General features: G+C 72.5%; 24 protein-coding genes. 7 read left to right on the forward strand and 17 right to left on the reverse strand.

Features of this window, described 5'->3' with window-relative positions:
• Window positions 1–73: 73 nt before the first annotated feature.
• Window positions 74–1,456, reverse strand: a complete 1,383-nt coding sequence (locus tag ACFV3R_RS02845) for a glycine--tRNA ligase (RefSeq protein ID WP_385574325.1) — start codon at window positions 1,454–1,456, stop codon at window positions 74–76.
• A gap of 221 nt (window positions 1,457–1,677) precedes the next feature.
• Between ACFV3R_RS02845 and ACFV3R_RS02850 the strand changes: the two genes are divergently transcribed.
• The 4 genes from ACFV3R_RS02850 to ACFV3R_RS02865 all read left to right on the forward strand — a co-directional run bounded on the left by ACFV3R_RS02850 (window position 1,678) and on the right by ACFV3R_RS02865 (window position 5,167).
• Window positions 1,678–2,685, forward strand: a complete 1,008-nt coding sequence (locus tag ACFV3R_RS02850) for a metal ABC transporter solute-binding protein, Zn/Mn family (protein WP_385574328.1) — start codon at window positions 1,678–1,680, stop codon at window positions 2,683–2,685.
• 145 nt (window positions 2,686–2,830) lie between these two features.
• On the forward strand, window positions 2,831–3,682 hold the full coding sequence (locus ACFV3R_RS02855) for a metal ABC transporter ATP-binding protein (protein WP_385574333.1): 852 nt from the start codon (window positions 2,831–2,833) through the stop codon (window positions 3,680–3,682).
• A gap of 16 nt (window positions 3,683–3,698) precedes the next feature.
• Complete coding sequence (locus ACFV3R_RS02860; protein WP_385574336.1) at window positions 3,699–4,583, forward strand: metal ABC transporter permease; 885 nt, start codon at window positions 3,699–3,701, stop codon at window positions 4,581–4,583.
• Between the two features lie 140 nt (window positions 4,584–4,723).
• On the forward strand, window positions 4,724–5,167 hold the full coding sequence (locus ACFV3R_RS02865; protein ID WP_385574341.1) for a Fur family transcriptional regulator: 444 nt from the start codon (window positions 4,724–4,726) through the stop codon (window positions 5,165–5,167).
• A gap of 42 nt (window positions 5,168–5,209) precedes the next feature.
• Here ACFV3R_RS02865 and ACFV3R_RS02870 read toward each other — a convergent pair whose 3' ends face one another.
• The 5 genes from ACFV3R_RS02870 to leuA form a co-directional block, all read right to left on the reverse strand.
• Entirely contained in the window at window positions 5,210–5,791 is a 582-nt protein-coding gene (locus tag ACFV3R_RS02870; protein WP_385574344.1) for a YcxB family protein, read from the reverse strand.
• A gap of 138 nt (window positions 5,792–5,929) precedes the next feature.
• On the reverse strand, window positions 5,930–6,763 hold the full coding sequence (locus tag ACFV3R_RS02875; protein ID WP_385574347.1) for an isoprenyl transferase: 834 nt from the start codon (window positions 6,761–6,763) through the stop codon (window positions 5,930–5,932).
• A gap of 154 nt (window positions 6,764–6,917) precedes the next feature.
• On the reverse strand, window positions 6,918–7,703 hold the full coding sequence (gene recO, locus ACFV3R_RS02880) for a DNA repair protein RecO (RefSeq protein WP_385574351.1): 786 nt from the start codon (window positions 7,701–7,703) through the stop codon (window positions 6,918–6,920).
• 101 nt (window positions 7,704–7,804) lie between these two features.
• Window positions 7,805–8,533: a TerB family tellurite resistance protein gene (locus ACFV3R_RS02885; RefSeq protein ID WP_385574356.1), complete on the reverse strand. Its 729-nt coding sequence runs from the start codon at window positions 8,531–8,533 to the stop codon at window positions 7,805–7,807.
• Between the two features lie 188 nt (window positions 8,534–8,721).
• Window positions 8,722–10,491 (reverse strand): 2-isopropylmalate synthase, encoded by a 1,770-nt coding sequence (leuA, locus tag ACFV3R_RS02890; RefSeq protein WP_385574359.1) that lies wholly within the window; start codon window positions 10,489–10,491, stop codon window positions 8,722–8,724.
• Window positions 10,492–10,843: 352 nt separating this feature from the next.
• Here leuA and ACFV3R_RS02895 point away from each other — a divergent pair, with 352 nt between their 5' ends.
• Window positions 10,844–11,905 (forward strand): M4 family metallopeptidase, encoded by a 1,062-nt coding sequence (locus ACFV3R_RS02895; protein WP_385574362.1) that lies wholly within the window; start codon window positions 10,844–10,846, stop codon window positions 11,903–11,905.
• A gap of 153 nt (window positions 11,906–12,058) precedes the next feature.
• Window positions 12,059–12,325 carry a protealysin inhibitor emfourin gene (locus ACFV3R_RS02900; protein WP_385574366.1) on the forward strand — a complete coding sequence of 89 codons (267 nt, stop codon included), beginning with the start codon at window positions 12,059–12,061 and terminating at the stop codon, window positions 12,323–12,325.
• Window positions 12,326–12,368: 43 nt separating this feature from the next.
• Here the strand turns inward: ACFV3R_RS02900 and ACFV3R_RS02905 are convergent, their stop codons facing one another.
• The 10 genes from ACFV3R_RS02905 to ACFV3R_RS02950 form a co-directional block, all read right to left on the reverse strand.
• Window positions 12,369–13,409, reverse strand: a complete 1,041-nt coding sequence (locus ACFV3R_RS02905; RefSeq protein ID WP_385574369.1) for a GTPase Era — start codon at window positions 13,407–13,409, stop codon at window positions 12,369–12,371.
• 109 nt (window positions 13,410–13,518) lie between these two features.
• Window positions 13,519–13,872, reverse strand: a complete 354-nt coding sequence (locus tag ACFV3R_RS02910) for a cytidine deaminase (protein WP_385574372.1) — start codon at window positions 13,870–13,872, stop codon at window positions 13,519–13,521.
• A gap of 163 nt (window positions 13,873–14,035) precedes the next feature.
• Window positions 14,036–15,361: a hemolysin family protein gene (locus tag ACFV3R_RS02915; RefSeq protein ID WP_385574376.1), complete on the reverse strand. Its 1,326-nt coding sequence runs from the start codon at window positions 15,359–15,361 to the stop codon at window positions 14,036–14,038.
• A 49-nt stretch (window positions 15,362–15,410) separates the two neighbouring features.
• Window positions 15,411–15,908 (reverse strand): rRNA maturation RNase YbeY, encoded by a 498-nt coding sequence (gene ybeY, locus ACFV3R_RS02920; protein ID WP_385574379.1) that lies wholly within the window; start codon window positions 15,906–15,908, stop codon window positions 15,411–15,413.
• A gap of 133 nt (window positions 15,909–16,041) precedes the next feature.
• On the reverse strand, window positions 16,042–18,156 hold the full coding sequence (locus ACFV3R_RS02925) for a PhoH family protein (RefSeq protein WP_385574382.1): 2,115 nt from the start codon (window positions 18,154–18,156) through the stop codon (window positions 16,042–16,044).
• A 165-nt stretch (window positions 18,157–18,321) separates the two neighbouring features.
• Window positions 18,322–19,494: a carbohydrate kinase family protein gene (locus tag ACFV3R_RS02930; RefSeq protein WP_385574384.1), complete on the reverse strand. Its 1,173-nt coding sequence runs from the start codon at window positions 19,492–19,494 to the stop codon at window positions 18,322–18,324.
• A 243-nt stretch (window positions 19,495–19,737) separates the two neighbouring features.
• On the reverse strand, window positions 19,738–20,367 hold the full coding sequence (locus tag ACFV3R_RS02935; protein WP_385574387.1) for an MBL fold metallo-hydrolase: 630 nt from the start codon (window positions 20,365–20,367) through the stop codon (window positions 19,738–19,740).
• On the reverse strand, window positions 20,367–21,452 hold the full coding sequence (locus ACFV3R_RS02940) for an S-(hydroxymethyl)mycothiol dehydrogenase (RefSeq protein WP_385574390.1): 1,086 nt from the start codon (window positions 21,450–21,452) through the stop codon (window positions 20,367–20,369). The genes ACFV3R_RS02935 and ACFV3R_RS02940 overlap by 1 nt, the downstream gene beginning before the upstream one ends.
• 177 nt (window positions 21,453–21,629) lie before the next feature.
• The gene (locus ACFV3R_RS02945) at window positions 21,630–22,541 is read right to left on the reverse strand and encodes a ribonuclease Z (protein WP_385574393.1); all 912 of its coding nucleotides are present in this window, start codon (window positions 22,539–22,541) and stop codon (window positions 21,630–21,632) included.
• Window positions 22,542–22,546: 5 nt separating this feature from the next.
• Window positions 22,547–22,906 (reverse strand): histidine triad nucleotide-binding protein, encoded by a 360-nt coding sequence (locus ACFV3R_RS02950; protein WP_385574395.1) that lies wholly within the window; start codon window positions 22,904–22,906, stop codon window positions 22,547–22,549.
• 409 nt (window positions 22,907–23,315) lie between these two features.
• Between ACFV3R_RS02950 and ACFV3R_RS02955 the strand changes: the two genes are divergently transcribed.
• Window positions 23,316–23,744 (forward strand): OsmC family protein, encoded by a 429-nt coding sequence (locus tag ACFV3R_RS02955; RefSeq protein ID WP_385574399.1) that lies wholly within the window; start codon window positions 23,316–23,318, stop codon window positions 23,742–23,744.
• A 129-nt stretch (window positions 23,745–23,873) separates the two neighbouring features.
• Here ACFV3R_RS02955 and ACFV3R_RS02960 read toward each other — a convergent pair whose 3' ends face one another.
• A complete protein-coding gene (locus tag ACFV3R_RS02960; RefSeq protein WP_385574402.1) occupies window positions 23,874–24,401 on the reverse strand; it encodes a hypothetical protein in 528 nt (175 codons plus the stop codon).
• Window positions 24,402–24,412: the final 11 nt, after the last annotated feature.

A 24,412-nucleotide genomic window follows, 5' to 3' on the forward strand; every position in this document is an offset into this window, starting at 1 on the left:
CGGGTGGACCGTCCGGCCGGCGTCGCGCGTCGTGCGTCTGCGGGCGCGGCTTCCGCCGCCGCGCCCGGGGGGCTCAGCAGCCCAGCAGACGACCGCCGAGGTAGGAGGAGATCTGGTCCAGGGAGACCCGCTCCTGCTTCATGGTGTCGCGCTCGCGCACCGTCACCGCGTTGTCCTCAAGGGTGTCGAAGTCGACAGTGACGCAGAACGGCGTGCCGATCTCGTCCTGGCGGCGGTAGCGGCGGCCGATGGCGCCCGCGTCGTCGAACTCGATGTTCCAGTTCTTGCGGAGGTCCGTGGCCAGGCCCTTGGCCTTCGGGGAGAGCTCCGGGTTGCGGGAGAGCGGGAGGACGGCGACCTTGACCGGGGCCAGCCGCGGGTCGAGGCGCATGACGGCGCGCTTCTCCATCTTGCCCTTGGCGTTGGGCGCCTCGTCCTCGTTGTAGGCGTCGAGCATGAAGGCGAGCATGGCGCGGTTGACGCCGGCCGCCGGCTCGATGACGTACGGGGTGTACCGCTCGCCGGCCTCCTGGTCGTAGTACGACAGGTCCTGGCCGGAGGCCTTGGCGTGCGAGGAGAGGTCGTAGTCGGTGCGGTTGGCCACACCCTCCAGCTCGGAGAACTCGGTGCCGCCGAAGTTGAAGCGGTACTCGATGTCAGCCGTGCGCTTGGAGTAGTGCGACAGCTTCTCCTTGGGGTGCTCGTACCAGCGGATGTTCGCCTCCTGGATACCGAGGTCCCGGTACCAGTTCCAGCGCTGCTCCATCCAGTACTCGTGCCACTCCTCGTCCTCGCCCGGCTTGACGAAGAACTCCATCTCCATCTGCTCGAACTCGCGGGTGCGGAAGATGAAGTTGCCCGGCGTGATCTCGTTGCGGAAGGACTTGCCGGTCTGCGCGATGCCGAACGGCGGCTTCTTGCGCGCCGTCTGCTGCACGTTGGCGAAGTTGGTGAAGATGCCCTGCGCGGTCTCGGGACGCAGGTAGCTCACCGAGCCGGAGTCCTGGGTCGGGCCGAGGTGCGTGGAGAGCAGCCCGGAGAACTGCTTGGGCTCGGTGAAGCCGCCCTTGTTGCCGCAGTTGGGGCAGTTGATGTCCGCCATGCCGTTCTCGGGGAGCCGGCCGTGCTTGGCCTCGTACGCCTCCTCCAGGTGGTCGGCGCGGTAGCGCTTGTGGCAGGAGGTGCACTCGGTCAGCGGGTCGGTGAAGGTGGCCACGTGACCGGAGGCCACCCACACCTCGGGGGCCAGGATGATCGAGGAGTCCAGACCCACGACGTCCTCGCGCGAGGTCACCATGGCGCGCCACCACTGGCGCTTGATGTTCTCCTTCAGCTCCACACCGAGCGGCCCGTAGTCCCAGGCGGCACGCTGACCACCGTAGATATCGCTGCAGGGGTAGACGAAGCCACGGCGCTTGCTGAGGCTGACGATGGTGTCGATCTTGTCGGCGGCCACGGTGCTCTCTTCATTAACGACGACGACGGGGGATGCGGGCGGCGCGGAGAGCGCCTGAGGGGGTGCTGGTCGGGATACGGGTCGAGCGAATGCTTCAGGTTACCGGCGGCCGTACCCCCCGGATCAAATCGGTGGGGGTGTACACCCCGGGGCGCCCGCACTCCTCCACACCCTCCTCACGCTGTTGACAATCATTTCCATCTTTGTTGAAAATGACTTTCATGAACATAGGTCGCCGTCGCCTCGCCGTCCCCCGTCCTCCGCGCCGCGCCGCCAGGGCGCTGACCGCCCTCACGGCCGCCGGCGCGCTCCTGGCCCTCGGCGCCTGCTCCGCCACCGGCGGCGGGGACGGCAGGGACGGTGACGGACGGCTGAAGGTGACGGCGTCCTTCTACCCCCTGGAGTTCCTGGCCCGGCAGATCGGCGGCGACCACGTCGCCGTCACCGACCTCACCTCCCCCGGCACCGAACCGCACGACCTGGAGCTCAGCCCCCGCCAGACCGCCGCCCTCGGCGAGTCCGGCGCCGTCCTCTACCTCCACGGCCTCCAGCCCGCGGTGGACGAGGCCGTGCGGCAGTCCGGCGTCGCCCACGTCGCCGACGCGGCGGCCTTCTCCCACCTCGAACAGCACGGCTCCGAGGTCGACGGCAGCCACCACACCACCGGCGACAACGGCACCGGCGACGCGGACGAGGACGGGGCGGGTGCCGACCCGCACATCTGGCTCGACCCCGTCCGGTTCGCCCAGGTCGCCAAGGGCGTCGGCCGCACCCTCGCCGCGGCCGACCCCGGGCACCGCGCGACCTACGAGAAGAACACCGACACCCTCGTGAACCGGCTCGACGCCCTCGACCGGCGCTACCGCGAGGGGCTGGAGCACCGCACCTCGGACACCTTCATCACCACCCACGCCGCCTTCGGCTACCTCGCCGAGCGCTACGGCCTGACCGAGGAGGCCGTCAGCGGCGTCGACCCCGAGAGCGGCGACGTCAGCGGCGCGCGCATCCGCGAGCTCCAGGAACTGGCCCACCGCCACCACGTGCACACCGTCTTCTTCGAGACCCTCGCCAGCCCGACGACCGCGAAGACCCTGGCCAGGGACGTGGGGGCGGGCACCGACGTCCTGGACCCGCTGGAAGGCATCACCAAGGCCTCCCGCGGCCGGGACTACTTCCAGGTCATGGACGCCAACCTGACGGCGCTGCGCAAGGCCCTCGGGGCCTCCTGAGGCCCGGGCCCGTCGCCCCTCCCCGGCTGCCCCGCGACGCGAGGCGGCCACCGGGCCCGGGCGACCACCGGCTCCTCCCCCTCCTCCCCCGGCCGCCCGGCCCTCCGCGGGCCCCGCGACCCCGGCACAGAATCGAGCAGACGCCATGCCCCTGCCCCGGCAGTCCCGGCCCGACCGGCAGCCGCACCCCGCCCCCGGCCCGTCCCGCACGCAGGACCCGGCCCCCGTCCTTCTCTCGCTGCGCGGCGGCGTCGCGGCCCTGGGCGGCCGGCCCGTCCTGCGCGGCGTCGGCCTCACCGTCCGCCGCGGCGAGGTGGTGGCGCTCCTGGGCGCCAACGGCTCCGGCAAGTCCACCCTGGTGCGCAGCGTGGTGGGGCAGGTCCCGCTGACCGCCGGCGAGCTGGAGCTCTTCGGCAGCCCGCTGCGCCGGTTCCGGCAGTGGGCCCGGATCGGCTACGTCCCCCAGCGCACCACCGCGACCGGCGGCGTGCCGGCCACCGTCCGCGAGGTCGTGACCTCCGGGCTGCTCGCCGGCGCCCGCCCCCGGCTGCGCACGCCCGCCAGGGCCCGCACCGAACGCGCCGCCGTCACCCGCGCCCTGGACCTGGTGGGCATGGCCGACCGGGCCGGCGACCCGGTGGCGGCCCTCTCCGGCGGCCAGCACCAGCGGGTCCTCATAGCCAGGGCCCTGGTGGGCCGGCCCGAGCTGCTGATCATGGACGAACCGATGGCCGGCGTGGACCTCGCCAGCCAGGAGGTGCTGGCCGCCACCCTGCGCGAGCAGGTCGCGGCGGGCACGACCGTGCTGCTGGTCCTCCACGAGCTCGGCCCGCTGGAGCCGCTCATCGACCGTGCCGTGGTGCTGCGCGACGGCTGCGTGACGCACGACGGTCCGCCGCCGCCGGCCGTGGGGCAGCACGCCCTGCCCGGCCACGACCACGTGCACCCGCACGCCCCCGCCGACGCCCTCCCCGCCCGCCCCGGGCTGCTGACCTGACGGGACGAAGACCACCATGGACCTGTTGACCTACCCCTTCATGCAGCGGGCGCTGCTCGCGGCCGTCCTGGTCGGCGTGTGCGCGCCCGCCGTCGGCATCTACCTCGTCCAGCGCCGCCAGGCGATCATGGGTGACGGCATCGGCCACGTGGCGCTGACCGGCGTCGCCCTCGGCTTCCTGCTGCGCACCTCGCCGGTGTGGACGGCGGTGGTCGTCGCGGCGCTGGGCGCCGTCGCCATGGAGCTGGTGCGCTGGTACGGCCGCACCCGCGGCGACATCGCCCTCTCGATGCTGTTCTACGGCGGGATGGCCGGCGGCGTGCTGCTGGTCAACCTGGCCCCCGGCGGCTCCACCGCCAATCTGACCAGCTACCTCTTCGGCTCGATCACCAGCGTCTCCCCCCAGGACGTCACGGTGACCGCGGTCCTGGCCGCCTTCGTCCTCGCCGTCGCCCTGGGGCTGCGCCGCCGCCTGTTCGCGGTCTGCCAGGACGAGGAGTTCGCGCGCGTACTGGGGCTGCCGGTGCGCGCCCTGAACCTGCTGCTGGCCGTGACGGCGGCGGTGACCGTCACCGTCTCCATGCGGGCGGTGGGCCTGCTGCTGGTGAGCGCCCTGCTGGTGGTGCCCGTGGCGGCGGCCCAGCAGCTCACCCGCGGCTTCGTCACCACGCTCGCCCTCGCTACCGCGATGGGCGTGGCCTGCACCCTGTCGGGCACCGTCTTCTCCTTCTACGTGGACGTGCCGCCCGGGGCGAGCATCGTCCTGCTGGCCATCGCCGTCTTCGCGGTCGCCGCCGTGGTCGCGGCCCCGCTGGCGGCGCGCCGGGCAGCCGCCGTCGCCGCGCCCGCCCCGGCCGGCGCCGGGCAGCCGGCGCCGGCCGGACCGGCGGGTCCGGAGTGAGGGGCCCGCTCCCCTCCGTCGCGCCGGAGCGCGCCGGTCCGGTTCCGGTGCGGCGCGGACCGGCGGTTTCCCGTCGCAGCCTGGCACAATGGCCACCACGAGAGGGCGGGGCCAGACGTCCCAGGTCGAGGGAGGCAACGGTGGCGACAGGCGCGGGTTCCCCGGTGCGCGGGCGGTCGACGCGGCAGCGGGCCGCCGTCGCCGCGGCGCTGGACGAGGTGGAGGAGTTCCGCAGCGCCCAGGAGCTGCACGACATGCTCCGGCACCGCGGCGACTCGGTGGGCCTGACGACGGTCTACCGCACCCTCCAGTCCCTCGCGGACGCCGGCGAGGTCGACGTGCTGCGCACCACCGACGGCGAGTCGGTCTACCGCCGCTGCCACACCGACGAGCACCACCACCACCTGGTGTGCCGCTCCTGCGGCAGGGCGGTGGAGGTCGAGGGCCCGGCCGTGGAGGACTGGGCCGAGCAGATCGCCCGCGAGCACGGCTTCCGGGACGTCGACCACACCATCGAGGTCTTCGGCACCTGCGGCGACTGCGCGGAGCGCGGCGAGAGCACGACGGGCGCCCGGAAGGCGTAGGGCGCCGCCCCGGACCTCGCAGCGTGCCGGGGCGGGGGGAAATCAGACGCGTCGCAGGTGCCCGTCGAGCACGGCCCGCAGGGCATCTGGTCCGCCGGGGTCCTGCACGCCGGCTTTGGGCAGCGCGACCAGGTGCGAGGCGTTCGGGTCGCCGCTCAGCAGGACGAACAGGCGCGCGGTCTCCACGTAACGCGGGGTCGCCTGCCAGGAGTTGTGCCCCGCGGCGAGGCGGTGTGCCACGTGCAGGCCGTCGGCCGCCGCCACGACGGTCAAGGCACCGTTGCGTTCGGTCAGTCGGTGCAGCTGCGCCGCCCGCAACCTCGGCAGGACGAGGAGTGCGAGGAGGAAGGCCACCGGGGCCACCGCGGCCTGCACCGTGAACCGCTCCGGTGCCACGATCAGCAGAGCCGCGTAGCAGCACACCACGGATGCCAGGCACACCAGGAGGAGGCGGCGTTGCCACCGTGCGGCCCGGGACACCCTGGCGCGGGCTGCCAGCGCCTCCCGCCAGTCGCGCCGGGTCAGCTGGTAGACCAGCCGCACCTGCTGCGGTGCTGCCTCGGCGGTCCCTGCGGCGCCCGTTCCCCACGCCTGCCCGGCACCCGCGTTCTCCGCCCTGTTCATCGGCCCCCCGCCCCGCGCCGGACCCGTCGCCGGCTTGCCGGACCATCCTAGGAACCTTGCGGGCGAGGGCGTGCGGGGGCCCGGGCGGGGGCCGGTACCCGTCGGCGCTCGACGGGAGAGCCGCCCCCGGGCGGTGGCTCAGGCCGTGCCCGTCCCCTCGGCCGAGGCCGTCTCGTTCTCGATCGCCCCGCCGAACCGCCGGTCGCGCTGGGCGTACTCCAGGCAGGCGTCCCACAGGTTGCGGCGGTCGAAGTCGGGCCAGAGGACGTCCTGGTAGACCATCTCCGCGTAGGCGCTCTGCCAGAGCATGAAGTTGGAGGTGCGCTGCTCGCCGGAGGGGCGCAGGAACAGGTCGACGTCCGGCATGTCCGGGTAGTACATGTACTTGGCGAGGGTCTTCTCGGTGACCTTCGACGGGTCCAGGCGGCCCTCCTTGACGTCGCGGGCCAGCGCCGCGGCGGCGTCGGCGATCTCCGCCCGGCCGCCGTAGTTGACGCAGAAGTAGAGCGTCATCGCGTCGTTGCCGGTGGTCTGCTCCTGGGCGACCTGGAGCTCCTGGACGACCGACTTCCACAGCTTGGGCATCCGGCCCACCCAGCGGATGCGGATGCCCAGCTCGTCCATCTCGTCGCGGCGGCGCCGGATGACGTCGCGGTTGAAGTTCATGAGGAAGCGCACCTCCTCGGGGGAGCGCCGCCAGTTCTCGGTGGAGAAGGCGTACAGGGAGAGGTTCTTCACCCCCATCTCCAGGCAGCCCTTGAGCACGTCCAGGACGACGCCCTCACCGACCTTGTGGCCCTCGGTGCGGGGCAGGCCGCGCTCCTTGGCCCAGCGGCCGTTGCCGTCCATGACCACGGCCACGTGGTTCGGCACCAGTTCGCCGGGGATTTTCGGCGGTCGCGCGCCGGAGGGGTGCGGCTCGGGCGTCTTGTACTCGCGCCGGGAACGGCCCAGAATCCCGCGTCGTGCCATGCGGTCCACGTCTCCTATGTGTCGTCCTGCGGTGGCGCCGGCCGTCGCCGGCGCACCACCCGGTGCCGCGCGCTGCGCGACGCGGCTGCCCGCCCTCGTCGGTCCGCCCCGCACCTGCGGTCGGACCCGGTCGCGCCCGGCGGCGCACCGTCCGTCACGTCCGGTCGGCGCGCCTGGGGCCTCCTTGCTCCGCCCACTGTTCCACGTAGCGCAGGGAGCGCAGTCCCCGCTCCAGGTGCCAGCTCAGGTAGGCCGCCACCAGGCCGCTGCCCTCACGGACGTGGCGGGGCTCGGCGGCGTCGGCGGCGGCCCAGTCCCCGGTGAGCAGGGCGCCCAGCAGAACAATGGCCTCCGAGGAGGGTACGACGCTTCCCGGCACCCGGCACTCGCCGCAGACCATGCCGCCCGAGGCGACCGAGAAGAAACGGTTGGGCCCGGGCATCCCGCACTTGGCGCAGGCCTCGAAGCTGGGGGCGTAGCCGTTGACGGCGAGGGAGCGCAGCAGGAAGGCGTCGAGCACCAGGGAGGGCTGGTGCTCTCCCCGGGCGAGGGTGCGCAGGCCGCCCACCAGCAGCAAGTACTGCTGGACGGCGGGCTCGCCCTCGTGGTCGGTGAACCGCTCCGCGGTCTCCAGCATGGCGGTGCCCGCGGTGTAGCGGGCGTAGTCGGTGACGATGGGGCCGCCGTAGGGAGCGATGGTCTCGCTCTGCGTGCACAGTGGCAGGCCGCGGCCCACCAGCTCCGCGCCGCGGGCGAAGAACTGCACGTCGACATGGCTGAAAGGCTCCAGCCGGGCGCCGAACTTCGACTTGGTCTTCCGCACCCCGCGGGCCACCGCCCGTACCCGGCCGTGACCGCGGGTGAGCAGGGTGATGATCCGGTCCGCCTCTCCCAGCTTCTGGGTGCGCAGCACGATGCCGTCGTCGCGGAACAGACTCATGGAGTCCATTGTCCGCCCTCGCGGCGGTGGCTGCTGACGAGGCCGGCGGTCACCGCGCGGGCGGTGGCCGGACCGGGTGCGGGGAGCGGGCGGGAAGCGGGTCAGGCGGCGTCCGGGTCGGCCTGGTCCGCCTCCTCCAGCAGAGCGGTGACGACCGCCTCGTCGAGCAGCAGCACGGCGCCGACGGTGTGCAGCAGTTCACGCTCGGTGGGGGTGAACGGGCCGTCGGCGAGCGCGACCCGGGCGGCCTGGTGCAGCAGCCGCTCACGTCCCGCCGGCTGGAGGTGGGGGGCCAGGGGGCGCAGCGCGTCGTGCAGTTCCAGGGCCAGGACGGTGGCGGCCGGGTGCAGGGCGCCGAAGGTGGGGGCGGCGTGCGGGCCGGCCGGGCCCTCCCGGCGCGGCCTGGGGTCGAGGGCGGGGTCGGCGGCGAGTGCGGCGAGCAGGGTGACGAGCTGCTCCTCGGTGCACTCGGTGAAGCCGGCGGCCCGTACCGTCGCCACGGCCCGCTCACGCACGGCGGGGGTGGTGGCGCCGCCCGCGGCGAGCACGGCGAGGGTGACGGTGTGCACGGCGTCGCGCAGCATGGCGGAGAAGCGGGTGGTGGTGGGGCGGTCCAGCACCTCGGGGCCGAAGTGGCCGCGGCAGGACGAGCACTCCACGACGGGGGTGGCGTCACCGCGGGCCAGTACGGGCACACCGAGCACCGTCAGTCGTCTGCGGCCGCTTCGGTGGCGGTAGTTGCGGTCCCCACCGCACGCCGAGCAGAAGAACTCGCCGTCCGCGGTGGTGTGCCAGACGGTGCGCACGCCCACCAAGCGCAGCTTGTGCATCACGCAGACCTCCGTAACGCCCCGGCCTCGTCGCCGTGACGTGATGTTAGCCACATCGGGCGGCGGGCGTCAGTACCTCGTACGGAGGTGGCCGGGTATCGACCCCCGCGCCGGCGCGGGCAGCCGCGCCCGCGCGCCCGGAGCCGACCTCCCCCGGACGGGCGGGAGGACGGCTCCGCGGGCCGTGGTCAGGCGCGGGAGGCGCGGTTGACCGCGGAGACGACGGCCTTCAGCGAGGCGCGCACGATGTTGGCGTCGATGCCCACGCCCCACATGACCTTGCCGTCGATGGCGCACTCGATGTACGCGGCGGCCTGGGAGCCGGCGCCCTCGCTCAGCGTGTGCTCGCTGTAGTCCAGCAGCCGTACGTCGACGTCGACGGCGTGCAGGGCGTCGAAGAACGCGGCCAGCGGGCCGTTGCCGCTGCCGGTGAGCACCACGTCCGCCCCGTCCACGACCGCCTCGACGGTGAGGGCGTCGGTGCCCTCGGTCGTGGTCGAGGTCTGCGCGGTGCGCAGGGAGATACGGCCCCAGGGGTTGTCGGGCACCGGCAGGTACTCGTCCTGGAAGATCGACCAGATCGCGGCCGGCGTGACCTCGCCGCCGTCGGCGTCGGTCTTGGCCTGGATGATCCGGGAGAACTCGATCTGCATCCGGCGCGGCAGGTCCAGCGCGTGGTCGTTCTTCAGGACGTAGGAGATGCCGCCCTTGCCGGACTGGGAGTTGACGCGGATGACGGCCTCGTAGGAACGGCCGACGTCCTTGGGGTCGATGGGCAGGTAGGGGACGTCCCACTGCAGGTCCTCGAAGGACTTGCCCTGGGCGGCGGCGTCCGCCTCCATGGCGTCGAAGCCCTTCTTGATGGCGTCCTGGTGGGAGCCGGAGAAGGCGGTGTAGACCAGGTCGCCCGCGTAGGGGTGGCGCGGGTGGACCTCCATCTGGTTGCAGTACTCGGCGGTCCGGCGGACCTCGTCGATCTGCGAGAAGTCGATCATCGGGTCGACGCCCTGGGAGAACAGGTTCATGCCCAGGGTGACCAGGTCCACGTTGCCGGTCCGCTCGCCCTGCCCGAACAGGCAGCCCTCGACGCGGTCGGCGCCGGCCATGACGGCCAGTTCGGCGGCGGCCACCGCGGTGCCGCGGTCGTTGTGGGGGTGGGTGGACAGGCAGACGAACTCGCGGCGCGAGAGGTTGCGCGACATCCACTCGAACCGGTCGGCGTGCGTGGAGGGCGTGGAACGCTCCACCGTCGCCGGGCAGTTGAGGATGATCTCGCGGCCGGCCTCGGGCTGCCAGACGTCCATGACGCCCTCGCAGACCTCCAGGGCGAAGTCCAGCTCGGTGTCGGTGAAGATCTCCGGGCTGTACTGGTAGCCGAAGACGGTCTCCTCGCCCAGCAGCTTCTCGGCGTACTCCATGACCAGCCGGGTGCCGTCGACGGCGATCTGCTTGACCTGCTCGCGCGATCCGCGGAAGACGACCCGGCGGAAGGTGGGCGCGGTGGCGTTGTACAGGTGGACGGTGGCGCGGTGGGCGCCGCGCAGCGACTCCACGGTCCGCTCGATCAGTTCCTCACGGGCCTGGGTCAGGACGGAGATGGTCACGTCCTCGGGGATCGCGCCCTCCTCGATGATGGAGCGCACGAAGTCGAAGTCGGTCTGGCCCGAGGAGGGGAAGCCGACCTCGATCTCCTTGTAGCCCATGGCGACCAGCAGGTCGAACATCTTCCGCTTGCGCACCGGCGACATCGGGTCGATCAGCGCCTGGTTGCCGTCCCGCAGGTCGGTCGAGAGCCAGCGGGGAGCCTTGGTGATGCGCTGGTCGGGCCAGGTCCGGTCGGGGATCCGGACGGCCTCGTACTGCCCGTAGCGGTGGATCGGCAGCCCGGAGGGCCGCTGCGTGACGGTCGCGGCGGTGATCGGGGTGGGGCGGCCTACGGAAGGCTGGGACTGGGTCATCTGCGAAGGGCTCCTCGTGTTCCGCTGAAGGCGGCCGACGGGGCGATTGGCGCATCACCGAACTCCGCGGGGAGGGGGTCGACCTTCGACTACAGGCCCTCGCCGCGGCAGCTAAGGAGAAGCAGCCCGAAACGCATAGTGGTCAGCACCATAGCGGAGACGCTCGTCGGTGGGCGATCCGGTTCCAGTATGCGAGAACGCCGGAGCGCGCCCTATGCTCCACGTCACCCGCCGTCCGCTTCCGGGGAAGCAGACCCGCCGCCCGCCTCCGGGCCCGGGGGACGGAGCGGCGCACCACAGAAAGTCGACTGCGGAGAGTTACTCGGTTCTCACGACGGGCGATAACACGGGTATGAACGCCAACCACGCGCCACACACACCGGTCTTCTGCACCATCGTCCCGCCGCACATCCTCGACCACCTCGCCGGGAGCGAGGACCACCGCGCCGAACACGCCCGCCTCACCCTGGAGCACGACAGCCGCCACCGCGACCACCGCCTGGCCATGGTGGCCGCGACCAGCGGGCCCGCCGGCGCCGCGCCCTCCGACAAGCCCGAGCGCACCATCTACGACGCCGGGCACACCGAGAACCTGCCCGGCCGCAAGGTCCACTCCGAGGACGACCCGCCCGCCAAGGACGCCTCCGTCAACCGCGCCCAGGCCGGTCTCGGCGCCACCTTCGACCTGTACCTGAAGGTCTACGGCCGCCACTCCATCGACAACCACGGCCTGCCGCTCGACGGTGTCGTCCACTACGGGCAGAAGTACGACAACGCCTTCTGGGACGGCAAGCGCATGGTCTTCGGCGACGGCGACGGCGAGCTCTTCCTCGACTTCACCATCCCCGTCGACGTCATCGGTCACGAACTGACCCACGGCGTCACCCAGTACACGGCCAACCTCGACTACCAGGGCCAGTCCGGGGCTCTCAACGAGTCGGTCTCCGACGTCTTCGGCTCGCTCATCAAGCAGTACGCCCTGGGCCAGAGCGTGGCGGAGGCCGACTGGTTGATCGGCTCCGGGCTCCTCGGCCCCGACGTCCAGGGCAAGGCGCTGCGCTCGATGAAGGCGCCGGGCACCGCCTACGACGACGACAAGCTGGGCAAGGACCCGCAGCCCGCCACCATGGACGGGTTCGTCAGGACCACCGACGACAACGGCGGCGTGCACGTCAACTCCGGTATCCCCAACCACGCCTTCTACCTGGCGGCCAAGGCGCTCGGCGGCAACGCCTGGGAGCGGGCGGGCCAGGTCTGGTACGACGTGCTCACCGGCGGCAAGCTGGCCTCCAACGCCCAGTTCGCCGACTTCGCCAAGCTGACGGTGGCCGCGGCCCGCGCCCGCTTCGGCGACGGGGACGCGGCCCAGGCCGTCGCCAAGGCCTGGAACGGCGTGGGCGTCGACATCCGGTGACGCCCACCGTCCGCGACGGGGCGGCCCCGACCGGGCCGCCCCGGGCTGCGGGCCCGGACCCCGGTCGCGGACCGCGCCCGGAGCGGGGCCGGCCGATCGGGCCGATCGGGTCGGCCGGCCCATAGGCAGCGCCCCAGTGGGTAGGGGTTCTGCATGCGGATCGAAGTGCGACGAAGTGGCGGATTCGCCGGAATCAGCCGTAAAGCCGAGGTGGACACCGAGGAGCGCTCGGACGCCGCGGAGTGGCACGCCTTGGCCGACCGGGCACTCGCGGACGGCGAGGACAACCCTCCCGACGGAGTGCCGGACGGCTACAGCTACGCCCTCCGCGTCGACGAGCGCACGGTCTACTTCGCCGATCCCCGGCTCACCGGCGACCAGCGCGACCTGGTCGGCCGGGTCCTCAAGGAGGGTTCCTGACCGGGTGCGGGCGCGGCAGGCCCGACCGGCCCGGGCAGCCCGGCTAGAAGCCCAGCCGCCGTAGCTGCTTGGGGTCGCGCTGCCAGTCCTTGGCGACCTTCACGTGCAGGTCGAGGAAGACGGGTGTGCCGAGCAGCGCCTCGATCTGCTGGCGCGACCTGGTGCCGACCTCCTTCAGGCGGCGGCCCTTGGGCCCGATGACGATGCCCTTCTGGCTGGGCCGCTCGATGTAGACGGTGGCGTGCACGTCCAGCAGCGGCCGGTCGGCGGGCCGGTCGGTGCGGGGCAGCATCTCCTCGACGACGACGGCGATGGAGTGCGGCAGCTCGTCGCGGACACCTTCCAGCGCGGCCTCCCGGATCAGCTCGGCCACCATGACCTGCTCGGGCTCGTCGGTGAGGTCGCCCTCCGGGTAGAGCGCCGGGCCCTCGGGCAGGAGCGGCACCAGCAGGTCGGCGAGGAGCCCGACCTGTCCGGGCAGCGCCACGCCCGCCTGTGCGGCGGCCCCGCTGCCGCCGCTCTCCGCCTCGGCCGTGCGGCTCTTCGCGGCCTCGATCGCCCGGTGGGCGTCGACGGCCGACACCGGCACGATCTCCGCCCACTCGATGCCCAGCTCCCGGCCCAGGCGGTCGACGGCGAGCAGCTGCTCGGCGAGCGCCTTGGAGTCGACCAGGTCCGTCTTGGTGACGACGGCGATCTTGGGGGTCTTCTTGATGCCGGCCAGCTCGGCGGCGATGTAACGGTCACCGGGGCCGATCTTCTGGTCTGCCGGCAGGCAGAAGCCGATGACGTCGACCTCGGCCCAGGTGGTGCGCACCACGTCGTTGAGCCGCTCCCCCAGCAGCGTGCGGGGCTTGTGCAGCCCCGGGGTGTCGACCAGCACGAGCTGGGCGTCCGGCCGGTGCACGATGCCGCGCACGCTGTGCCGGGTGGTCTGCGGCCGGTTGGAGGTGATGGCCACCTTCTGGCCGACCAGGGCGTTCGTCAGGGTCGACTTGCCCGCGTTCGGCCGGCCGACGAAGCAGGCGAAGCCGGCGCGGTACGGCGCGGAGGAGGAGTCTGTTCGAACGCTCATGGCGACCATTCTCCCCGATGCGCGGGCCGCCGCCGACCAGCCCGCCGGGGCCCCGGACGGGGCCCCGGCGCACGAGGACGAGCGGCGTCCGCCGGGCCCGGGCCGGTGGCCCGCCGGCTCAGCCGGCCTGCACCGTGAGGCGCACCGCGCCGTCGGGGCCCGCCAGCAGCACGGGGGTCTCGGGGCCTCCCAGGTCACGGACCGCGGCCCGGTCGTCCTCGGCGGGCGTCTGCGCCTCGCTGACCACGGCAGCGGCCTCCAGCGAGTGGGCGCCGCTGGCCACCGCCATCGCCACGGCGGTCTGCAGCGCGCTCAGCCGCAGGGAGGGCAGCGAGACGCTGCCGGCGACGTAGGTGCGTCCCGTCTCGTCCCGCACGGCCGCGCCCTCGGCCACACCGTTGCGGGCCCGCACCGAGCGGGCCAGGGTCACGATCTTGCGGTCTTCGGGGTCCAGCTCTGCTGCGTCGGTCATGGCACCGAGCATATGCGGGGCGCTGCCGGCCGGACCGGCGAGGGAGGCCGCACCACGGGCCGGGCCGAGGAGACCCGGTCGGCCCCGGCTCGCGTCCCGTCTGCGCACGGCCCCGGGCCGGTGGCGGCGCCACTGCCGGGAGCGGTGCCGCCACCGGCGGCCCTCACTCGCCGCCCGGCACGTCCTCCGCCTCCTCAGGCAGCCACACCGGCTCGCTGAGCACCGTGACGATCTTGTTGCGCCGTCCCGCCGGCGACTCCGCCGTCAGCCGCAGCGCCTTCAGCGGCCGTTCGGTGACGTGCGCGCTCAGGTCCATCTCGGCGGCGGCACCGGCGATCGGCACCCGGCCCAGCAGCTTGGCCAGCAGGCCCCCGACCGTCTCCACGTCCTCGTCGTCCAGCCCGCTCAGGCCGTACAGCTCGCCCAGGTCGCCGATGTCGAGTCGGGCGGTGACGCGGTAGCGGTCCTCACCGAGGTCCTCCACCGGCGGCAGCTCCCGGTCGTACTCGTCGGTGATCTCCCCGACGATCTCCTCCAGGATGTCCTCGATGGTGACGATGCCGGCGGTGCCGCCGTACTCGTCGATCACGACGGCCACGTGGTTGCGGTCGCGCTGCATCTCGCGCAGCAGGTCACCGGCGTTCTTGGTGTCGGGCACGAAGACCGCGGGCCGCATGGCGGTGGAGACCAGCTCCGTCTCGGCGTCCCGGCTGATGTGAACCTTGCGGGAGAGGTCCTTGAGGTAGACCACGCCCACCACGTCGTCCTCGTTCTCCCCGGTGACCGGGATGCGCGAGAACCCGGAGCGCAGCGCGAGCGTGAGCCCCTGGCGGATGGTCTTGAACCGCTCCACCGAGACCAGGTCGGTGCGCGGCACCATCACCTCGCGCACCAGGGTGTCGCCGAGCTGGAAGACCGAGTGCACCATGCGCCGCTCCTCGTCCTCGATGAGCGACTCCTGCTCGGCGAGGTCCACCATGGCCCGCAGCTCGGCCTCGGAGGCGAACGGGCCCTTGCGGAAGCCCTTGCCGGGGGTGAGCGCGTTGCCGATGAGGATGAGCAGTTGCGGCACCGGGCCGAGCACCCGGGCCAGCGGCAGCAGCACGTAGGCCGCCGCGGTGGCCGTGTTGAGCGGGTGCTGCCGGCCGATGGTGCGCGGCGAGACGCCGATGGCGACGTAGGAGACGAGCACCATGACGCCGATGGCGACGGTGAGCGCCTGCCAGGTCTGCGCGAAGCCGCGCAGGCACGCGAAGGTGACCAGCGCGCCGGCCGCCATCTCGCAGCCGACGCGGACGAGCAGCGCGAGGTTGAGGTAGCGGGTCGGGTCGGCGGCCACCGAGGCCAGCTTCGCGCTGCCGCGGCGGCCGGCCCGGACGGCCTCCTCCGCCCGGAAGCTCGTGGTGCGGGCCAGGCCCGCCTCGGCGCACGCCGCGAGCCAGGCGACGACGACGAGCAGGATCGCCACGACGATCAGTTGGGTGGTCACGGTCTCCTCGTGGTCCTGAAGGTGGCGGAGGGCGGCGGGGGCTGGGCCGTCATCGGGTGGTGGGCGCCGGCGAGGGCCCGGTGAGGCCGCGCTCGGCGCGCCAGCCGTCGACGATCGCGGCCTGCAGGGCGAACATCTCCGCCTTCTCGTCCGGTTCCTCGTGGTCGTAGCCCAGGAGGTGCAGGACGCCGTGGACGGTCAGCAGTTGCAGCTCCTCGTCCATGGAGTGCCCGGTGGGGGCCTCCTCGCCCTGCTTCCTGGCGACCTCGGGGCACAGCACGATGTCGCCCAGCAGCCCCTGGGGGGGATCCTCGTCGTCCTTGGCGGGCGGGCGCAGCTCGTCCATCGGGAAGGACATCACGTCGGTGGGGCCGGGCAGGTCCATCCACTGGATGTGGAGCTGCTCCATCGCGTCGGCGTCGACGACGATGACGGAGAGCTCCGAGAGGGGGTGGATGCGCATCCGGGACAGGGCGTAGCGGGCGACGTCGAGGACCGCCTGCTCGTCGATGTCGGTTCCGGACTCGTTGTTGACGTCGATCGACATGGGGTGGGTTTCTCGGTCTCTCGCTGGGGTGTGCGGTGTCCCGCGGGGCGGGACTGCGGTTCGCGGGGGCGGGTCCACCGGGCCCCGTCACCGACCGGGGGCGCCGGTCGGTGACGGCGGAGGTGGACCGCTGCTACCGGCGGCGCGGTCGCCGCTGGTGGTCGTCGGACTCTCGCTCGCCCTGGGTGGCGTCGTACTTCTCGTAGGCGTCGACGATACGGCCGACCAGCTTGTGGCGGACGACGTCGGTGCTGTCCAGCTTGGCGAAGTGGACATCGTCCACCCCGGCCAGGATCTCCTGCACCTGCCGCAGACCGCTCTTGGTGCCGCCCGGCAGGTCGACCTGCGTGACGTCACCGGTGATGACGATCTTGGATTCGAAGCCGAGCCGGGTCAGGAACATCTTCATCTGCTCCGGACTGGTGTTCTGAGCCTCGTCCAGGATGATGAAGGCATCATTGAGGGTGTTGTGCGTCAGCAGGTAGTTGTCGGTGACGTAGAGAGAGTCCTCAGCGGCAACCTGGATGCACACGGTCTCCTCTCGCCCTGCGGGCTCGATGGAATCGATGAAGCGCATGGGACGCCCACCGCCGCTTGCTGTGTAGACGTCGAGCTTGCGTGCCAATCTGAACGGCGCGATCCCCTCGGGGAGCCTGATGTCGACGACGTGGGCGTCATAGTTGTGCCCGGCAAGAGCCTTGCCCCGCCGTCGGGCTACCGCCATGCGACGACGGGTGTAGGCCACACCTCCCAGCGACTGCACCAGGGAGATCACGTCATCGCGCAGCAGGATCGAGGTCGTGCTGTACTGGACGCGGCAGGTGCGGTCGCGCTGGGTGACCGGACCGCCGTCGGCGTCGAGCAACCCCTGTAGCACGGCCAACCGGACGTCCGCCGAGTTGCGCAGATACTCGTCCGGCACGAATTTGGTGTGCGAACGCGTGCCGAGCAGGTCGAGCTTCCGCAGCACCCCTGTCACCGGGTTCTCGAGAGTGACCACATCGCCCGGCGACTTCTCCCGGTTGAGGACGTAGTCCGGCCCACGCTTGTGCCGGACCACGACGCCCGGCAGCACTGACTCCAGCATCCGCGCCAGTTCCGGGTCCCCCGAGGAGAAGGAGGGGGTCGTCGAGCCCGTCAAGCAGCCGTCACCGAGGAGAAGCCCCAGGGCGTAGGGATCCATGGGGACTTCACGTTCGGGATAGCGCACTGGTGCGGTCAGCATCGGCAGTTCGTAACGCCGAGCGTGGGCGGCACGGAGGTTGCCGATCATCTGCTGTGTTTCCAACACCCGCCACGGCTTGTCACGGCGCCGGTCGGATGCGGTTCGCACCGTCCACAGGTGCTCACCGCAGCAGAGCGTCCAGGAACCGTCCTGAGCGGTCACCCGGTAGATGTCCTTCTCCCCCTGGGGGTACACCCCCAGGACTGGAGTGGGCTCACCGTTCGAGCCGGTGACCAGATCGCCGACCCTCAGGTCCCCGACCGGACGCCAGCCGTCAGGTGTGAGCACCTTGCTGAACACCGGCTGCGCACGACCCCGCATATAAGCCAGCGGCGCCACCTCGATCGTCCCGGCGGCCATCAGGCGGGGGATGGAGTCGGGGTCGAGCATGTCGTGCAGCGCGTCGTAGAGCGGGCGCAGGTAGGGGTCGATCTTCTCGTAGAGGGTGCCGGGCAGGAAGCCCAGCCGCTCCCCCGCCTCGACCGCGGGCCGGGTCAGAATGATGCGGTTGACCTGCTTGGACTGGAGCGCCTGCACCGCCTTGGCCATCGCCAGGTAGGTCTTGCCGGTGCCGGCGGGGCCGATGCCGAAGACGACGGTGTGCTGGTCGATGGCGTCGACGTACCGCTTCTGGTTGAGCGTCTTGGGGCGGATGGTGCGCCCGCGGTTGGACAGGATGTTCTGCGTCAGGACGGTAGCGGGGGTCTCCGCGCCCTCCTCGCCCTCGCCGTCGCCCGCGGACCGCAGCATGGCGATGGAGCGCTCGACCGCGTCCTCCGTCATGGGCTGGCCGGTGCGGAGGACCAGTAGCATCTCGTCGAGGAGGCGCTGGACGAGCGAGACCTCGTGCTCGTCACCGACGGCGCTGATCTCGTTGCCGCGGACGTGGATGTCGGTGCCGGGGAACGCCCGCTCGATCACGCGCAGCAGCGAGTCGCCCGACCCCAGGACCGTGACCATGGGGTGTTTGGCCGGAATGCTGATCTGTGCGCGTGCCTGGGGGCCTGTGGGTGTCTGCGTCATGGGCCGGCTCTGTGGCCTGCACAACCCTCTCTTTGAGGTCCGTGATCCTTCGGTGTCCCAGGGTACGACGGGCCGCCGACAGGGCCGACGGCTTTTCGCAGGGCGGACCGGGTGCCGTGCCGCCGCGTGGCACCCGCCGCGGAACCGGGGCCGCCGGCCGCGGTGTCAGGTGCGGGGCCGGGCCGGGGGCGGACCGGGGCGGCGGAAGCCGATGGTGGGCACCGCCCGGGCGAGCGGCAGGCCGCCGCAGGAGGCGGGCAGCAGCCGGTCCATGAAGGCGTAGCGGCGCAGGGCGGCGCGGTCCTGGTCGTCGAAGGAGCGCAGGTGCTGCCACCAGGCGGCGATCTCCGTCCAGCCGGGGGCCGAGAGCGAGCCGCCGAACTCCTGCACCGACAGTGCCGCGGTGAGGTTGGCGAAGGCGAGGCGGTCGGCGAGCGGCCACCGCGCCAGGGTGCCGGTGACGAAGCCCGCCACGAAGACGTCGCCCGCCCCGGTGGGGTCCAGCGCCTCCACGTCGACGGCGGGTGCCTCGGCCTCCTCGCCGGTGCGGCCGTCGACGGCGTAGGCGCCCGCCGCGCCCATGGTGACGACCGCGATCGGCACCAGGTCGGCGAGTTTGCGGGCGGCGGCCCGCGGGTCGTCGGTGCGGGTGTAGCGCATCGCCTCCTCGGCGTTGGGCAGGAACGCCTCGCAGTGCCGCAGGTCGGTGAGGTCGGCGGGGTCCCAGCGCCCGGACTCGTCCCAGCCGACGTCGGCGAAGATGCTGCTGCCGCGGGAGGCCGCGCACCCCAGCCAGCCCTCGGGCCTGCCGGGGACGAGGGAGGCGACGCAGGCCCGTGCGGCGGGCGGGCAGCCGGGGGCGTGGCTGCCGCCGAAGGCGGAGCGGACGGCCTCCTCCTCGGCGGGCGCCTCGTGGCCGTGCGAGACCATGGTGCGTTCGCCCTCGTAGGCCATGGAGACGGTGACCGGCGAGTGCCAGCCCGCCACGCGGCGGGAGAGCGCCAGGTCGATGCCCTCGCCCTGTTCCAGCGACTCCCAGCAGTACTCGCCGTAGACGTCGTCGCCGAAGGCCGCGGCCAGCGAGGTGCGCAGGCCGAGGCGGGCGAGGGCGGTGGCCATGTTGGCGACGCCGCCGGGGCTTGAGCCCATGCCGCGCGCCCAGGACTCGGTGCCGCGCACGGGGGCGGAGTCCAGGCCGGTGAAGACGATGTCGAGGAAGACGGTGCCGGTGAGGTAGACGTCGGTGGCGGGGTCGCCGTCGGCGCGTACCGCTGCCAGCGGGTCCAGAGTGGGCGTGGGGCCGCCGCCTGCCGGTGGCCGGATGTCGTCTGTGTTCACCTGCTGCCCCTGTCTGCGAGTTGCCTGCGAGTCCGCCGGTACGGGCCGCGGCGTGCCTGGTCCGTGCGGCCCCACGCGCGTTCCGTGTTCGGCCGGCCGGGGCGGAAGGCGCGGTCCGGGTGGCGCGTTACCGTCCCTGTGGGGTCAGTGTGCCAGCCCTTGCAGGGAGTTCTCCCTGCCGCGCCGGAGGGGGGGCGGGCGGGTCGGCCCGCGGCGAACCGGTCCACCGCGGGCCGCCGGTGCTCAGTGCCCCCGGTCGAGCCACTCCTGGAGGTGGGGTGCCTCCTGGCCGATCGTGGTGGACTCCCCGTGTCCGGTGCACACCCGGGTCTCGGGCGGCAGGGTCAGCAGCTTGTCGCGGATGGAGTCCACCAGGGTCGGGAAGTCGGAGAAGGACCGGCCGGTGGCCCCGGGTCCGCCCTGGAAGAGGGTGTCGCCGGTGAAGACGGTGCCGAGGTCCGGTGCGTAGAGGCAGACGGCGCCGGGGGCGTGGCCCGGGGTGTGCAGGACGGTGAGGTCGACGCCGGCGATGGTGAGGACCTGGCCGTCGGCGAGGTCGCGGTCGGGTGCGGTGGTGGGGTGGGTCAGCCGCCACAGCGGCAGGTCGTCGGGGTGCAGGTGGATGGTTGCGCCGGTGCGGGCCGCGAGGGCGGGGGCGGCGGCCACGTGGTCGTCGTGGGCGTGGGTGCAGACGACGGCCCGCAGGGTGCGGCCGTCGAGGGCGGCCTGGACGGCTTCGGCGTCGTGGGCGGCGTCGATGACGATCGCCTCCTCGTCGTCGCCGACGATCCAGACGTTGTTGTCCACCTCCCAGGTGCCGCCGTCGAGGGAGAAGGTGCCGTGGGTGACGAGGTGGTCGACGCGGGCGGGCATCAGAGGATCACCACCGAGCGCAGCACGTCGCCCTCGTGCATGCGGGCGAAGGCGTGCTCGACCTCGTCCAGGCCGATGGTCTCGGTGACGAACGCGGAGAGGTCGATGCGGCCCTGGCGGTGCAGTTCGACGAGCATGGGGAAGTCGCGGGACGGCAGGCAGTCGCCGTACCAGGAGGACTTGAGCGCGCCGCCCCGGCCGAAGACGTCCAGCAGCGGCAGTTCGAGGGTCATCTCGGGGGTGGGTACGCCGACCAGGACGACGGTGCCGGCCAGGTCGCGGGCGTAGAAGGCCTGCCGGTAGGTCTCGGGCCGGCCGACGGCCTCGATGGCGACGTCCACGCCGAAGCCGTCGGTGAGCCCGCGGATGTGCTCGACGGGGTCGGTGGTGCGGGAGTTGACGGTGTGGGTGGCACCGACCTCGCGGGCCTTGTTCAGCTTGCGGTCGTCGATGTCGACGGCGATGATCCGGGTGGCGCCGGCCAGCCGCGCGCCGACGATCGCCGCGTCGCCGACGCCGCCGCAGCCGAACACGGCGACGCTGTCGCCGCGGCTGACCCCGCCGGTGTTCAGGGCGGCACCGATGCCCGCCATCACCCCGCAGCCCAGCAGGCCCGCGACGGCCGGTGAGACGTCCGGGTCGACCTTGGTGCACTGGCCGGCGGCGACCAGCGTCTTGTCGGCGAAGGCGCCGATGCCGAGGGCCGGCTCCAGCGGGGTGCCGTCCCGCAGGGTCATCTTCTGCCGGGCGTTGTGCGTGTCGAAGCAGTACTGCGGCCGGCCCCGCTTGCAGGCCCGGCACTTGCCGCAGACCGCGCGCCAGTTCAGCACCACGAAGTCGCCGGGCGCGACGTCCTCGACGCCCTCGCCGACCGACTCCACGATCCCGGCCGCCTCGTGCCCCAGCAGGAACGGGAAGTCGTCGTTGATCCCGCCCTGCTTGTAGTGGAGGTCGGTGTGGCAGACGCCGCACGCCTGGACCTTCACCACCGCCTCGCCGGGCCCCGGGTCGGGCACGACGATCGTCTCCAGGCGTACCGGTTCGTCCTTCCCCGGTGCGATGACGCCACGTACTTCCTGTGCCATCCTCCGCAGCCCCTTTCTCGGTTCTCGGTGTGGTCCCTGATCATGAACGGTTGCCCACGGTACGCATCGTGCCCGGTCGGCGGGCGGAGAACGCGCAGTCCGGGCGGCGGGGTGCGGGCGGGTGGCGAAGGCGCAGGCAGGGGCGGGCCCGGGCGCCCCAGTGGGCGGGCCCGCGCTTCAGCCGCGGCGCCGGGGCAGCGGGACGCGCAGGAGGTCCTCGGCGACGGTCAGCTCACCGGTGAAGCCGGCGTCGCGGGCCTGGCGCCGGAAGTCCTCGGGGTCGGTGTAGCGCTGCGAGAAGTGGGTGAGGACGAGGTGGCGCACGCCGGCGTCGCGGGCCACGCCCGCGGCCTGGCCCGCCGTCAGGTGGCCGTGCTCCTCGGCGAGGGCGGCGTCCTGGTCCAGGAAGGTGGCCTCGATGACGAGCATGTCGCAGCCGTGCGCCAGCTCGTGGACGGCGGGGCACAGCCGGGTGTCCATGACGAAGGCGAAGCTCTGTCCGGGGCGGACCTCGCTGACGTCCTCCAGGCGCACCTCTTTCAGGCGTCCGGTGCGTTGCAGGACGCCGATGTCGGGCCCGGTGATGCCGCGGGCGGCGAGCCGGTCGGGCAGCATGCGGCGGCCGTCGGGTTCGTCGAGCCGGTAGCCGTAGGCCTCGACGGGGTGGGAGAGGCGGCGTGCGGTGAGGGTGAAGGCCCCGGCCTCGACGAGGGTGGCCCCCTCCCCCGACACGGGCTGCTGCCGCAGGGTGACCCGCTCGCGGTAGGCCGTGGAGTGGCACAGCCGCTCGAAGTACTGCTGCCCGCTGGCCGGGTAGTGGGCGGTGACGGGGTGGGGGACGGCGTCGAGGTTGATCCGCTGGACGACGCCGGCCAGGCCGAGGCTGTGGTCCCCGTGGAAGTGCGTGACGCAGATGCGGTGGACGTCGTGCGCGGCGACCCCGGCCAGCGTCATCTGCCGCTGCGTTCCCTCGCCGGGGTCGAAGAGCAGGCCCTCGTCGTCCCAGCGCAGCAGGTAGCCGTTGTGGTTGCGCCGGCGGGTCGGGACCTGGCTGGCGCTGCCGAGGACGACGAACTCCCGGGGGGACACGGCGGTTACCCGGGGGGCCAGTTCAGGCCACGGCCGCCGAGGAGGTGCGCGTGGGCGTGGAAGACGGTCTGGCCCGCGCCCGACCCGGTGTTGAACACCACGCGGTAACCCGAGTCGACGAGGTCCTCCATGGCCGCGACCTCGCCGGCCGTGGTGAGCACGTCCGCGGCGATCTGCGGGTGGCTGGCGGCGAGGGCGGCGATGTCCGGCCGGTGCACCTTGGGGATCACCAGCACGTGCGTGGGCGCCTGGGGGTTGATGTCGCGGAAGGCGACGGTCGTCTCGGTCTCCCGCACGATGGTCGCCGGAACGTCACCTGTCACGATCTTGCAGAACAGGCAGTCCGCCTGGGCTTCTGTCGCCACTGCGGCTCCTCCCATGAGAACTCGCGGCCCTCGCGGACCTGCGCTGACACGGAATCGGATCGTATCGTCCCGGCCCCGCGGACCGGGTCCCCCACCCGGTGGACGGGCCCGGCGGACACCCCTGGTCGCGGCCCGCCCGGAGCGCGTGTCGGCGAGCCGCGGGCACCCTTGGGCGGGCCCGCTCCTCGCTAAGGGGTCCTTGCCATATGAGCGTCCGATGAGGTCGCGTGGTCTGGCGCCGTGCATCGCAAGGCGCCGGAGAGTCCTCGTAGCGGAGCTACTAGGGCTTTTCGGCAACGCTGCGAGGTGCGACACCAGACCACGCGACCCGGGCGGGCATATGGCAAGGACCCCTAAGCTGGACCGGCACGAAGTCCGTAGATCCGCTCACCACAGGAGCAGACCACCCATGGCAACCTCACGTACCGCCACGACCCACTGGGAAGGCAATCTCCTCGAGGGCAAGGGGAACGTCTCCCTCGACTCCTCCGGCATCGGCACCTACGACGTGAGCTGGCCCTCCCGCGCCGAGGCCCCCAACGGGCGGACCAGCCCCGAGGAGCTGATCGCGGCGGCCCACTCCTCCTGCTTCTCGATGGCCTTCTCGCACGGCCTGGCCGGCAAGGGCCACACGGTCTCCTCCCTGGACACCCGGGCCGAGGTCACCTTCCAGCCGGGTGAGGGCATCACCGGCATCAGGCTGACCGTCCGCGCCTCGGTGCCGGGCCTCTCCGAGGAGGAGTTCCAAGCCGCCGCCCAGGACGCCAAGGCCAACTGCCCGGTGAGCCAGGCCCTGGCCGGGGTCAAGGACATCACGCTGGACGCGCAGCTGGTCTGAGCGTTCCGCTTCCACGCCACCGCCTCTCGTGCCGTCGGGCGCGGGGGGCGGTGGCTTTTTGCCGGGGGGGGCTCCGACTTCCGCCCTCGGGGCCGCGTTCGTCCTGCGTGCGGTGCCAGGTGTGCGGGGTCAGCCCAGGCTGATGCTGAACACGTCTCCCGGCCTGGGCCGGTCCCCGTACTCCTCGTGGCCGTCCAGCACGATGACGGAGACCCTGGTTCCGGCTGCACGGTATTCCACGTACTCGCCCTGGCTGATGCACTCCAGACCCGGGGGGTGCGGGGTGCGCGACAGGTGCCTCCGCAGCTCTTCCCAGGTGACGTGGCGCGGAAGGAGAACCCCCGTCCCGTCACCCCACTGTGCGAGCAGCTCCGGGTGGAAGGCGAGCCTGTGCTGCTCGAGCATCATGCCCGTGACGGCCCACTCGGGTCCCTCGGCGAAGTAGACCTCCACCAGCCCGTAGTCCCGCCGGAGCGAGGAGCTCACCGCATCCGTTTCCTCGATGCAGTCCACGCGGACTGCCTGGTCGACCTCGGCCAGGCTTGACCCGATTCCCAGCCCGCAGAATCTTCCCGTGGCGATGAAGGCCGCAAGGGATCCGACGCCCGACACTGCCGCTTCTCCCTTGCGGCGCGGGTTCCCGGCCACCTCGCTCATGCGGTCCTCAA

Origin of the sequence: Streptomyces sp. NPDC059740 (assembly GCF_042733155.1) — a bacterium.
In the GTDB taxonomy this organism is placed as follows: Bacteria; Actinomycetota; Actinomycetes; order Streptomycetales; family Streptomycetaceae; genus Streptomyces.